At 73.6% G+C, this 12,757-nt stretch carries 9 protein-coding genes; 1 reads left to right on the top strand and 8 read right to left on the bottom strand.

What is annotated here, in order from left to right:
- Positions 1-114: 114 nt before the first annotated feature.
- The 4 genes from AB0435_RS01475 to purD all read right to left on the bottom strand — a co-directional run bounded on the left by AB0435_RS01475 (position 115) and on the right by purD (position 5,991).
- Positions 115-1,014 (bottom strand): phosphoribosylaminoimidazolesuccinocarboxamide synthase, encoded by a 900-nt coding sequence (locus tag AB0435_RS01475; RefSeq protein WP_366425901.1) that lies wholly within the window; start codon positions 1,012-1,014, stop codon positions 115-117.
- Between the two features lie 69 nt (positions 1,015-1,083).
- The gene (locus tag AB0435_RS01470) at positions 1,084-2,553 is read right to left on the bottom strand and encodes a N,N-dimethylformamidase beta subunit family domain-containing protein (RefSeq protein WP_366425900.1); all 1,470 of its coding nucleotides are present in this window, start codon (positions 2,551-2,553) and stop codon (positions 1,084-1,086) included.
- A gap of 195 nt (positions 2,554-2,748) precedes the next feature.
- Positions 2,749-4,470 (bottom strand): hypothetical protein, encoded by a 1,722-nt coding sequence (locus tag AB0435_RS01465; protein ID WP_366425899.1) that lies wholly within the window; start codon positions 4,468-4,470, stop codon positions 2,749-2,751.
- Between the two features lie 261 nt (positions 4,471-4,731).
- The gene (purD, locus tag AB0435_RS01460; protein ID WP_366425910.1) at positions 4,732-5,991 is read right to left on the bottom strand and encodes a phosphoribosylamine--glycine ligase; all 1,260 of its coding nucleotides are present in this window, start codon (positions 5,989-5,991) and stop codon (positions 4,732-4,734) included.
- Positions 5,992-6,264: 273 nt separating this feature from the next.
- Between purD and AB0435_RS01455 the strand changes: the two genes are divergently transcribed.
- A complete protein-coding gene (locus tag AB0435_RS01455) occupies positions 6,265-6,996 on the top strand; it encodes an SLATT domain-containing protein (protein WP_366001985.1) in 732 nt (243 codons plus the stop codon).
- Positions 6,997-7,055: 59 nt separating this feature from the next.
- Here the strand turns inward: AB0435_RS01455 and AB0435_RS01450 are convergent, their stop codons facing one another.
- The 4 genes from AB0435_RS01450 to AB0435_RS01435 form a co-directional block, all read right to left on the bottom strand.
- A complete protein-coding gene (locus tag AB0435_RS01450) occupies positions 7,056-7,706 on the bottom strand; it encodes a hypothetical protein (protein WP_366001986.1) in 651 nt (216 codons plus the stop codon).
- A gap of 154 nt (positions 7,707-7,860) precedes the next feature.
- Positions 7,861-10,374: a dolichyl-phosphate beta-glucosyltransferase gene (locus tag AB0435_RS01445; protein ID WP_366425909.1), complete on the bottom strand. Its 2,514-nt coding sequence runs from the start codon at positions 10,372-10,374 to the stop codon at positions 7,861-7,863.
- Between the two features lie 103 nt (positions 10,375-10,477).
- Positions 10,478-11,149, bottom strand: a complete 672-nt coding sequence (locus AB0435_RS01440) for a GntR family transcriptional regulator (protein ID WP_366001989.1) — start codon at positions 11,147-11,149, stop codon at positions 10,478-10,480.
- Between the two features lie 123 nt (positions 11,150-11,272).
- Positions 11,273-12,628, bottom strand: a complete 1,356-nt coding sequence (locus AB0435_RS01435) for an aspartate aminotransferase family protein (RefSeq protein ID WP_366001991.1) — start codon at positions 12,626-12,628, stop codon at positions 11,273-11,275.
- Positions 12,629-12,757 lie beyond the last annotated feature (129 nt).

The following is a 12,757-nucleotide window of genomic DNA, read 5'->3' as shown; positions in this document are numbered from 1 at the left end:
GCTGTGGTGCACGACGCCGTACCGCTCGGGCTACTACGGCGCGAACGGCGGCCGGCGCACCGAGGTGACCGTCATCGACCCCGACACCCGCCGCAGGCGCAGCCGAGCCGCCGTCTACGACCAGCTCAGCCCCGTCAGCCGCTCGTACGCCTCCACGTACTTCGCCCGCGTCCGCTCCACGACCTCCGGCGGGAGTGGCGGCGGCGGCAGCTCGCCGTGGCGGTCCCAGGCGGACGCCGGTGACGTCAGCCAGTCGCGGACGAACTGCTTGTCGAAGGACGGCTGGGCGCGGCCCGGCTGCCACTCGTCGGCGGGCCAGAAGCGGGAGGAGTCGGGAGTGAGGACCTCGTCGGCGAGGACCAGTTCGCCGTTGTCGAAGCCGAATTCGAACTTCGTGTCGGCGAGGATGATGCCGCGGTCCCGGGCGATGTCGCGGGCCCGGCCGTAGACGGCGAGCGTCGTCTGGCGCAGCTGCGCGGCGGTCTCCGCGCCGACCTGCCGGGCGACCTCCTCGTAGGAGACGTTCTCGTCGTGCTCGCCGACCTCCGCCTTCGTCGCGGGTGTGAAGATCGGGGACGGCAGCTCGGAGCCGTCGGTGAGGCCCTCGGGGAGGGCGAGCCCGCAGACGGTGCGGGTCTGCCGGTATTCGGCGAGGCCGGAGCCCGTCAGATAGCCGCGGGCCACGCACTCGACGGGGGCCATGTCCAGGGAGCGGCAGATCAGCGTCCGGCCCTCCCAGTCGGCGGGGGCGCCGGCGGGCAGCTCGGTGGACAGGACGTGGTTGGGGACGAGGTCGGTGAGCCGGTCGAACCACCACAGGGACAGCTGGGTGAGCACCCGGCCCTTGTCGGGGATCTCGGTGGGCAGCACCCAGTCGTAGGCCGACTGCCGGTCGGAGGCGACCATGACCAGCCGGCCGGCCTCGTCGCGGTAGAGGTCGCGGACCTTGCCCGTGTGCAGGTGCACAAGGCCGGGCACCTCGACCGGTTCGGGCTTCTCTACGAATCCGGACACACGTCCTCCTGGTGGTTTGTCCAAGCACCACGATTCTGCCGTACGGCCGCACGCGCGGTCCGACGAGGGTCAGCAGCGCTTGCAGATGCGATCCAGGAGGTTGGCCGTGGCCCGCTGGACGCGGGTGTCCACATGGCCGGGCCGGTCCAGCGCCGGGGACCAGGCGAAGGTTCCGGAGGCGAAGACCAGGGCGCCGCTGGGGGCGCGGTAGAGCGAGGTCTCCTGGTGCCGCACGGCGCCCTCCGCGTCCTCGTACGGCGAGTGGGCCAGCAGGATGCGGCGGGTGTGCTGCGGCAGGGCCGTACGGGGGAAATAGCGGTCAGCCTCGCCCGCGACCAGGCCCGGCAGCTCGTCGCCCTCGCCGGCGCCGGTGGCGTCCCACAGCCAGTGGCCGGCGTTGCGGACGACCATGGGGGACGGCTCGGGCACCCGGCCGCCGTACTGGATGCCCAGCAGTTGCTGTTCGGCGGGCGAGGCGTCGCGCCAGAGGGCGGAGCGGCCGGGCCCGCGACGTTTTCGGCAGGTGAGCAGGCGGTCGGGGCCGGCGGGCGAGGGGGCCAGCTCGCACTGCCAGTACATGGTGTTCGCGGACAGGAACACCAGTGAGGTGCCGGAGTCGCGGGCCAGTTCGGCGGAGCGGCGCATGGCGGGCGACCAGTATTCGTCGTGGCCGGGGAAGACCAGGCCGCGGTAGCGGGAGGGGTCGACGCGGCCCGCGTGGAGATCGCGGGTGTCGGCGTAGGCGAGGTCGTAGCCGTAGCGCTCGGCCCAGCGGATGAAGTCGTAGGCGTGCCCCACGTGGAGCGGCAGGCCGGCGCCCGCGTAGGGGCGGTCGAAGGAGACCGTGGTGGCCGCCCCGCTCTCGCCCAGCAGCCGCCCCTCCTCGTCCCACGCGTGGTAGAGGCTCGCGCCCGTGCGGCCGTCCTCGGGGTAGAGGTTGTACGCCTGCCAGGTGATGTCGGGCAGGACGAGCAGCAGGTCGGCGGGGCGGCTGTCGCGGACCAGGAAGGGGATGTGGCTGCGGTGCCCGTCGGCGGTGGTCAGGACGGCCACATAGGCGCCGAGGCTCCAGTAGCCGGGGATCTGGAGCCGCCAGGACAGCCACCAGTGGTGGCAGGAGACCGTGCGGTCGGCGGTGAGCGGCGGGGGCTGGACGATGCCCGACAGCCGGGGGCTGGTGGTGATCTTCGCGGCGCCGTCGCCCGCGTAGTGGCCGACGCGGTAGACGTCCACGCTGAACGGCTGCGGCGGGTCCACCGTGATGCGGAAGTCCATGGCCTCGCCGGGGGCGACGGCGCTGTTGGAGGCGAAGCCCTTGATCTGCCGGCGCACGTCGTCGGCGGTGCGCGGCACGGGGACGCGGGAGGCGCGCCGCCGGTCGGGGACGTGGCTCTCGGCGTACCAGGCGAGCATCCGGCCCGACTCGTCGACGTAGGTCTCGCTGTCACGCAGCCAGGGCAGCGGGCCCTGGCCGAAGGGGTCGGCGACGGCGTGTGCGAGCGCCCCCGACTCCCAGCGGCGGATCCGGTCCGTCCCCATCGCGCTCCCTCCCCGCGCTTCCGACGCGTACGCATTTCCGTCGTCCGGCCCGGTGTGCCCCGGTGCGGCCGCACCCGTCGCCCCCCAGCACACCACATGGCGCACCCGCACCGTCACGGTCTGTCGCACTTTTTCCGGCCGGGCGGCCGGGAGCGGGGGCCGGTCGCACCGGCGGCCGGGGGGCGGCACGGGCCCTCACACCAGGCGGACCGGTTTCTCGGGTCGCACGCCGACCTCGCCCAGCCAGGCGCGCAGCGGCCCGGCGTCGCCGTCCTCGATCAGGCTCAGGACCGTGCGCGCCAGGTCGGCGCGGCGGGCGCCGCCGACCAGCAGGGCCGGGCCGTCCAGCCAGTCCAGACCGGGGCGGGCCCCGGCGGTGTCGACGGCGGCGCAGCACACCATGGCCGTCACGTGGTCGGTGAGCAGCTCCCGGCCGCTGCGGGGCGGCTGGAGCGGGAACAGCGGGGTGAGGCCGTCGAGCCAGGGCTCGGCCGCCGAGCCGAACGCGGCGCGGTCCACGGAGCGCTCCTCCGAGGCGGCCTCCCGGGCCACCTCGGTGCTGAGCCGCGCCTCCAGCTCCTCCGCGACCCCGGTGGCCGCCGGTCCGGTGAGGCGCTCCAGGACCCGGGCGACGGTGGGCGCGGCGGCGTCGAGCTCCGGGCCGGGCAGGCCAGGCAGGCCGGCCGGCCCGGCGGCACGGGCGGGGACGGCGTCCGGGACGGGCGGCCCGGTCACGGGATCCGGATACGGGACGGGGAGGTCGTCCAGGCAGCGGTGCAGGCGGGCCGCCTCCAGCCGCCACTTACGGTCCACGACCTCCTCCGGATACTGGCTCCAGGCGACCGGGGACCAGTCGGGCCCCGCCATGGCGGGGCCGCCGTGGAAGAGGCGGGCGGCCAGCAGGGAGGCCGCCTCGTCCATCGCGCCGGGCTCCTCCAGCAGATCGCACGCGGGGCGCTCGCCCAGCCGGGAGGTGAAGCCCTCGGCGAGGCGGTCGCGGCGGGAGAGCTCGGTGAGGGCGGAGACGACTCCGGCGTCCAGCCGGGAGGGCCAGCGGCCCATGCGCCAGGCGGGGAGCGCGACGCGGTTCAGCAGCCGGTCCCAGCCGGCGTAGGCGAGGCCCACCTGCTCCTGGGCGACGACCCGCAGGCCGTAGTCGACGGCCTGGGCACGCTCCGAGGCGGCCGCCGCCACCCCGCGCTCCATCTCCGTGGCGTGGTTCCGGCAGGAGCGCAGCAGCAGCCGGGCGACGCCCCCGACGAAGGCGAGGGCCGGTCGCCCCGCGGCGACGGCCACGGCGGCGTCCAGGCCCCGGACGAAGCGGCGGGCCGCGGCTATGTCGGGATGGGCGGACGGGCCCGTGCCCGCGACGACCGGGGCCAGCAGGGCGCGCAGCTCGGCGACGCGCATCCACCACAGGAAGGGCGAGCCGATCACCAGCACCGGGGCGGCGCCCGTACGCCGGGAGACGCGCGGGATGCCGTGCGGGGGCCCGTGCGCGGGGTGCGTACGGTCCTCCAGCCAGCTGTCGCAGTCCGGGGTGAGCGCCATGGCGGAGGGCGCCGGGACGTCCAGCCGCTCGGCGAGGTCGCGGACCATCCGATAGAGGTCGGGGGCCGTCTCCTCGGGGATCGGGACGGTGGGGCTCAGCGCGGGCCTGGCCCGGACGACCACGGTGCCGACGGCGGCCGCCAGCACCAGGGCCAGGACGGCCGCGCCGACGACGGCCCAGCGGGCCGTGCTCCAGCCGCCGCCGTCCGGGATGCGGCCCATGGCGACGCCCGCCAGCAGCACGACGGCCGCGGCGGCCGGCAGGAGGGCGACGGCCAGCGCGGTGCTGCGGATGCGCAGCACCGCCAGGGCTCGGGCGCGTGCGACCAGCACGCCTGCTTCCGGACCTGCCACGAGACCGATCACCCCCTGTTGCCTTGTCCGGGCTCCGCCGAGGAGTGCGACAGCGGACGCAACGCGGAGTGCGTTGCCTATCCCCCCACTGTGGCACCGGCCACTGACACCGCAATGCCGGTGGGCCAGTTGCCGGATGCACTTGGCTTGCGCCGCACCCTAGTTGGGGGCGCTGCGCGCGTCAGCCAGTTGGACAACTGGTCACCCGATGGAATGGCTTCGGTCAAAGCGGTGGCCAGAGACGGGCGGTGTGTGAACCCGGTGGCGCGCCCCTTACTGCTCGGCTTGCTGCTCCGACACCCGCTGCGCGATGTCCGTGCGGTGGTGGGAACCCGCCAGGCGGATCAGGCCGACGCCCTCGTACGCGGCGGAGCGCGCCGCGGCCAGGTCCGGGCCCGTCGCCGTCACGGACAGGACGCGCCCGCCCGCGCTGACCACGGAGCCGTCCGCGTCGTGGGCCGTGCCCGCGTGGAGGACGTAGGCGTTCTCCAGCGCCGCGACCTCCGGCAGCCCCTCGATCACATCGCCGGTGCGCGTGGTACCGGGGTAGTTGTGCGAAGCGACAACCACCGTGACGGCCGCGCCGTCGCTCCAGCGCAGCGGCGGGAGGGTCGCGAGGGTGCCGGTCGCGGCGGCGTGCAGCAGTCCGGCGAGCGGGGTCTTGAGGCGGGCGAGCACGACCTGCGTCTCCGGGTCGCCGAAGCGCGCGTTGAACTCGATCACGCGGACACCGCGCGAGGTGATCGCCAGCCCCGCGTAGAGCAGGCCCGAGAAAGGCGTGCCCCGGCGGCGCAGCTCGTCGACGGTGGGCTGGAGAACGGTCTCCATGACCTCGTCGACCAGCTTGGGGTCGGCCCACGGGAGCGGGGAGTACGCGCCCATGCCGCCGGTGTTCGGGCCCTCGTCGCCGTCGAGGGCACGCTTGAAGTCCTGGGCGGGCTGGAGCGGGACGACGGTCTCGCCGTCGGTGACGGCGAAGAGGGAGACCTCGGGGCCGTCGAGGAACTCCTCGATGACCACGCGGCCGCAGGCGAGCGCGTGCTCACGGGCGGCGGCCAGGTCGGAGGTGACGACGACGCCCTTGCCGGCGGCCAGCCCGTCGTCCTTGACGACATAGGGCGCGCCGAAGGCGTCGAGGGCCGCGTCGATCTCGGCGGGGCCGGTGCAGACGTAGGCGCGGGCGGTCGGGACGTTCGCGGCGGCCATGACGTCCTTGGCGAACGCCTTGGACCCCTCCAGCTGCGCCGCTTCGGCCGACGGCCCGAAGACGGGGATGTTGCGCTCGCGGACGGCGTCGGCGACGCCCGCGACGAGCGGGGCCTCCGGGCCGACGACCACGAGCTCCGCCCCCAGGGACACGGCGAGGCCGGCGACGGCCGCGCCGTCGAGGGCGTCGACCGCGTGCACCTCGGCGACCTCGGCGATCCCGGCGTTGCCGGGGGCGCAGTGCAGCGCGGTGACGTCGGGATCGATGGAGAGTGAGCGGCACAGGGCGTGTTCGCGGGCGCCGCCGCCGATGACGAGGACCTTCACACCGGTCACCCTATTGCCTCGTCGACTGATCGACTCCCGGGGCCGGTGCGCGACCGTACGGAAACGTCACTTCTCCGGCACGGCGGGGCTGCGGAACGGCGGAGGTCCGGCGACCCCGCCCTGTCCACCCACTCTTTCGGGTGAGTGTGTTTGGCGCCTATACCGGATTCCTCAGCAATTACGGACGGAAAAGCATGGATCTTGTGTCCAAGACCGTCCGTTCGGCGGTAGGAAGGTGGCTCGCGATCCATAGCTGCGAGAGGGAGTGCACGGGTGAGCCAGCCGGAGATGCAGCCCGAGGGGCTCCCCCGCGAGCAGGGTGGGAGGCAGCGGGGCGACCTGCGTGGCCGCGCCTTCCCACTCGGTGACTGGGGGGAGCCCGCGGAGCGTCTCGATGAGCTGTACCGATGGGTGGAGAACGGCGCGCTGTATCTCGTCGACTGGTATCTCGCGGACCGCGCCTGGAAACGCCGCTGGGCACGGGCGCTGCGCATCAGCGCCGCGGTCTGCGCGACGGTGGGCGCGGCCCTTCCGCTGCTCCAGTTGACGAACGTGGTCCGCACCGGCGCCGCTTGGGGATTCCTCGCGCTGCTCGGCGCGGTGGCCTGTGTGGCCGGTGACCGGTATTTCGGGCTGACGTCGGGCTGGATGCGGGCCGTGGCGACGGCGCAGGCCGTGCAACGGCGGCTGGAGGCCCTGCAGTTCGACTGGGCCTCCGAGTGCGTACGCGAGGTGCTCGGCCCGACCGAAGGGACGGCCAGTGAGGCGGCGGAGCGCTGCCTGACGGTGCTGCGGCGCTTCTCGGAGGACGTCTCGGAGCTCGTACGGGCGGAGACGGCCGACTGGATGGTGGAGTTCCGGGCGGGGCAGACGCCGCTGGTGACGCAGTCGCTGGTGTCGTGGGGGCCGCGCGGCGAGGGCGGCGGTCCGCTGCCGCGCTTCCCGCTGCCGCCGGGCACCCGGCCGAACATGCCGAGGCAGCGGCCGCCGGAATCACCACGCTGACCTGGTACGGAAGAACGGAAGAGCCCCGCGGCCGACCGCCGCGGGGCTCTTCCGTGCCACTAGCTGAAGACGATCATCGAGCCTTGGCCCAGGCTACGGGTGGCCGCCGCGTGCAGCCCCAGCCAGACGTGGCGCTCCCGCGCGAACGGGCTGTCGTCGTGCGGGCCCGGCGCGGCGGGCTCCTCCAGCCCCGTCGGCCGCTCCGGCGCGGCGGGTGCGGCCGGGGGGTTGGCGGGATCGATCCCCAAGGCCGGTGCCACGGTGTGCAGTTCCCGCAGCAGGCCCTGACTGGAACCCAAGGGGCCGCCGCCTTCGAGGAGTTCGTCGTTGGACAGCGGGTGCGCGAAGTCCACCGGTACGTACGCCCCCGCGTGGTCGTAGTGCCAGACCAGGTGCGACTGCTGGGCCGTCGTCTCGAACATCTCCAGCAACTGCTCGTAGTCCCCGCCCAGTTCGTCCACGGGGGTCACGGCGAGGCCGCACAGGTTCAGCAGGTGGGCACGGCGCAGGAAGTGCAGGGCGTCGTAGTCGAAACCGGCGACGGGGGCCACGTCCCCCGAGAGCCCCGGCATGTACCCGAAAACGGGCACGGGCGGCAGTCCCGCCTCGTCGAGCGCCTTGTCATAGACGGCGATCTCCTCGGCGAAGGGGTTGTCGGGGCTGTGGCACAGCACATCGACGAGCGGAACAAGCCAGAGGTCACAGGCCACGTGAGCTCACTCTCGTTGGGGGTCGCGGTCGCGGTGCGTGCCGGTGGTTCGGGCCAGAGTAATGCGGATGGGGCGGTTGTCATACTGGGCGATTCGCCGTTGTCCGGTGGGGGTTTCCTGTCGCCTGCGGCGTAGCGCCCTGCGGGCTGCGGCCTCAAGTGCCGGCCGGGCTTGTTTTTTCCCCAGCCCCGCCCCCCACATCCCACAGCCATACCCCGCCCGTCTTCACCGGCTCGTGGCCCGTCAGGGACGTCACCGCCTCGCGCAGCGCCGCCCCGTTCGTGCCCGGGTCCAGGATCAGCGCGTCCGCCTTCCAGAAGCGGAGGTCCGCGCGGAATTCGCGGCGCTGTTGGTCCCCGATGGCGGGCAGCGTGCCCGTTTCGTGGACCTTGCGGAGGAGTTCGGACGTGGGGCGCGGCTCGGGGCCGTAGATGCCGATGCGGTCGGGGCCCCAGGGGCCGTTGAAGTAGCCGCCGGGGAACGGGAAGCCGAGGCCGGCGCGGACCTGCCAGTGCAGCGCGTCCACGTCGGAGGGGCTCGGCACGGGGACGGGCACCAGCGAGCGGCCGGGGCGTACGTGCTCGCGCCACGTGCCGTCCGCGACGAGCGCGGGGACCGGCGCCCGTTCGACCGTGGGGTACGGCGTGGGGACGAGCGGCAGGAGGGCCACGGCGAGGGCCGCCCAGCCGAGCAGCCGGTGCGAGCGCTCGCGTTCGCTGCGCATCCTGCGCGCGGCCAGCCGGTCGCAGGCGAGGGCGAGCAGGATGCCCAGGGCGGGCACGCAGATCATCGCCACGCGGGACTCGATGACCGACTCGAAGAACGGCAGCTTGCCGACGAGCCGCCAGGGGCCGGGCAGCGTCCTGTCCGTACCGAGCAGCGGGATGTCGCGGCCGAGGGAGAGCACCGCGGCGGCGAGCGCGGTGAAGCCGAGGGCGCGGACGCGCGGCTGGTGCCACATCCGTACGACGAGGGCGACGGCCAGGACGACGAGGGGCCAGCCGAAGAAGGCGTTCTCCTCAGTCCTGTTGACGGACAGCGAGGCGGCGGTGCGGGCGTCGCCGCCCAGCGACCGGGTGGCGTACTCCAGCAGCGCCATCGGGTTGTTGCCGACCTCGCCGTGCAGCACGCTGTGGTAGCTCTGCGGGCCGAGGAACTGCCAGCCCAGCGGGAAGGCGACCAGCGGCACGGCGACGGCGGCGGCGACGCAGAGGCCGCGGAGCAGGCGCCCGGAGACGGCGCGGGCCGCGTCGGGGTCGGCGACGGCGTAGCCGAAGGCGAAGAGCACGAGGCCGGTCACGGCCAGCAGCAGCGCTTCCTCGCCGAGGAAGATCTGGTAGGTGAGGAACAGGCCGAGCAGCACCGCGTCCCGCGTCGGCCGGGTGCCCTCGCACAGCCGCAGCATCCGGTCGACGATCAGCGGGATCATGAACAGGACGAGGAAGTTGGGGTGCGCGTTGCCGTGCGAGATCATCGGCGGCGCGAAGGCGCAGAACGCGCCGCCCAGCGCGGCCGCCCAGCGGGAGCGGACGAAGCGCCTGGCGATCAGCCAGTACCAGGAGCAGGCGGTGGCGGCCAGGCCGCCGGTGAGCACGATCGCCCAGGTGACGTGCGCGCCGAAGGCGAGCGTCACGGGGGCGAGCGGCACGGACAGCCCGAGCATGGCGGTGTTGGCCATGAGGTTCACACCGAGCGGGAAGTTCTGCAGCTCGGTGAAGAGCGGGTTGTGGAGGTGGGCGACGTTGTCGGCGGTGACGGCGAAGAACCACTCCCACTGCGTCTGGTCGGAGCCGGCGTCGGCGAGGTAGCTGTGGCCGAGGCCGCCCCACAGTCCGCCGTAGAGCACGAAGGAGACGAGCAGGAAGAGCGCGGGCACGACGAAGCGCACGGGGTCGGCCGCGCGCCAGCGCAGGCGCACGAGGTCGGCGAGCACGGTGGGGTACGCCGACGGCCGGATCTTGGAACCGGGCTGGTGGGACCAGCGGACGGGCACCTCGTCGACCTCCCAGCCCCGCTGGTGGAAGAAGCGCAGCAGCTCGACGTCGTAGCTCCAGCCGTCCAGCCGGGAACTCGCGAAGGCGGTACGGGCCTTGTCGCCGTCGAAGAGCTTGAAGCCGCACTGGGTGTCCCGTATGCCCGGCACGGCGGCGGCCCGTATCAGCCGGGAGCCGGCCCGGCCCATGAGCTCGCGCACCGCGTGCTGGCGGACGGCTATCCGGGAGCCGGGCAGCGCGCGGGAGCCGACGGCGGCGGTGGCGCCCGCGTCCAGGCTGCGGCCGAGGAGGCCGAGCTCCTCGATGGGGGTGGCCAGGTCGGCGTCGGTGATCAGGACGCGGCGGCCGCGCGAGGCGAGCACCCCGGTGCGGACGGCGTGGCCCTTGCCGCGGTTCTCGGGGGTGCGCAGCAGCCGGATGCGGGGTTCGGTGGCGGCGGCGGCCTCGGTGATGCCGGCGGTGGCGTCCGTGGACCCGTCGTCGACGACGATCAGCTCCCAGGTGGCCGTGTCCTCCGCGGTGAGGTGGGCGCGGATCGCCTCCAGCGTGGGGCCGAGGCGGTCCTCCTCGTCGTACGCGGGGACGATCACCGTCAGGTCGACGACCGCGGTGGTGCCGGGCCGGGAAGCGGTGGCGGGGGCCGGTGGCGGGGCGGGCTGCTGGGAGGGCGGCATCACGAGATTTGGACGCCTTCGCACACGTTCCGGTTGCGGGTTCGCGATATTTTCATTCCTGATTCCATCCCCTCAACCGGTGGCCATGACCTGGCCTTCGACCCTATTCGGTCAGCCCGCTGATCAATGCCAGGGAATGTTCGTTGTATGCGGCAATGATGCTTTCCGCGGCCACGGCGTCCTGCGCCGTCACGGCCTCGACGAGCTCGCCGTGCCCGTGCCACAGACGGCCGCGGAGGGACGGTACGCGGCGCAGCAGCGGCACCGTGAAGATCCAGCTCTGCACCCGGACCCGGTCGAGGAAGTCCGATATGTAGGGGTTGCCCACCAGTCCGGCCAGCTCGCGCCAGAAGCGCAGGTCGTAGCCGATGAGGATGTCGAGGTCGCCCGCGAGCGCCGCCCGGCCCGCCTCCTCGGCCCGCCGTCGCACGGACGCGAGGGCCGCCGGGCTGGCCTCGCACAGCGCGCGCCCGGCGGAGCGCCGGAAGATCCCCTCGACGATCAGGGCGCGGGCCTCGACCATGTCGCGGAAGTCGGCGTAGGTGAACTCGCGCACGCGGTAGCCCTTGTGCAGCTCCACGTCGAGCAGCCCCTGCGAGCAGAGGTCGAGCAGCGCCTCGCGCACCGGGGTCGCCGAGACGCCGTACTGCTCGGCGATCTCCTTGACCGTGAACTGGCGGCCTGCCGGGAGCCGCGCCGCTATCACCTCGTCGCGCAGGGCGTCGGCGATCTGCGAGCGCAGCGTCGTCCGTCTGACAGCCTCGCTGCCGGGCATCGTCGTCCGTCTCCCCTTCCGTGACCGCGCGCCCGCATGCGAACGGCCCCCGACCAAGATAGGCGAGGGCCGTCGCGGTGCGTACGGGCGTGCGCGCGGGAAGGAAGAACGCTACCTTCCGCGTCAGGCGGTGTGCGCGTCGGCCACCGTGAGCGCGGCGTCGAGGAGGGCCAGACCCTCCTCGGCCTCCGCCTCCGTGAGGGTGCACGGCGGGACGACGTGGGTGCGGTTCATATTTACAAAAGGCCACAGACCGGACTTCTTGCAGGCCGCGGCGAAGGCGGCCATGGGGGCGTTCGCCTCGCCGGAGGCGTTGTACGGCACCAGGGGCTCGCGGGTGGCGCGGTCCCTGACGAGTTCGAGCGCCCAGAAGGCGCCCAGGCCCCGGACCTCGCCGACGCTCGGGTGGCGCTCGGCGAGCTCGCGCAGGCCGGGGCCGAGGACGTTCTCGCCGAGGTGCGCGGCGTTCTCCACGATGCCTTCCTCGGCCATCGCGTTGATCGTCGCCACGGCCGAGGCGCAGGCCAGCGGGTGCCCGGAATAAGTGAGTCCGCCGGGGTAGGGGCGCTGGTCGAAGGTGGCGGCGATCTCGGCCGAGATCGCGACGCCGCCGAGCGGCACATAGCCGGAGTTGACGCCCTTGGCGAAGGTCAGCAGGTCGGGGGTGACGCCGAAGCGGTCGGCGGCGAACCAGTAGCCCGTACGCCCGAAGCCGGCCATGACCTCGTCCAGCACGAAGACGATGCCGTGCCGGTCGCAGATCTCGCGGACGCCCGGGAGGTAGCCGGGCGGCGGGACCATGATCCCCGCGGTGCCGGGCACGGTCTCCAGGACGATCGCGGCGATCGTCCGCGGGCCCTCGAAGGCGATGGTGTCCTCGAGGTGGCGCAGCGCGCGCTCGCACTCCTGCTCCTCGCTCTCCGCGTGGAAGGGCGAGCGGTAGAGGAAGGGCGCCCAGAAGTGCACGACGCCCGCCGAGGCGGTGTCGGAGGGCCAGCGGCGCGGGTCGCCTGTGAGGTTGATGGCCGCCGCTGTCGCGCCGTGGTACGAGCGGTAGGCGCTGAGCACCTTGGGGCGGCCGGTGTGCAGCCGGGCCATCCGGACGGCGTTCTCGACGGCCTCGGCGCCGCCGTTGGTGAAGAAGATCTTGTCGAGGTCGCCGGGGGTGCGCTCGGCGATCAGCCGCGCCGCCTCGGACCGCACGTCAACGGCGAAGCCCGGCGCGATGGTGCACAGCTTCGCCGCCTGTTCCTGGATCGCGGCGACGACCTTGGGGTGCTGGTGGCCGATGTTGGTGTTGACCAGCTGGGAGGAGAAGTCGAGGTAGCGGTTGCCGTCGTGGTCCCAGAAGTACGCGCCCTCGGCCCCGGCCACGGCCGGCGGGTCGATGAGGCCCTGCGCGGACCAGGAGTGGAAGACGTGCGCGCGGTCGGCGGCCTTGACGGCGGCGCCCCGGCGGGGGTCGGGCTGCGTGCTCACGGTCGGTACCTCGGATCGGTGGGATGCGCGGAGACGTCAGCGTAGGGAGCGCGGCACCGCCGGGGTACCGGCACTGTGTATGGCGCTCGCCATGCCCGCCGACACAGTGCCGGGTGACCGCGGGGCCGC

The organism is Streptomyces sp. NPDC051173 (genome assembly GCF_040689515.1).
Classification (GTDB): domain Bacteria; phylum Actinomycetota; class Actinomycetes; order Streptomycetales; family Streptomycetaceae; genus Streptomyces.
The sequence above is the reverse complement of the archived record's forward strand: the minus strand, read 5'-3'. Positions and strand labels throughout refer to the sequence as shown.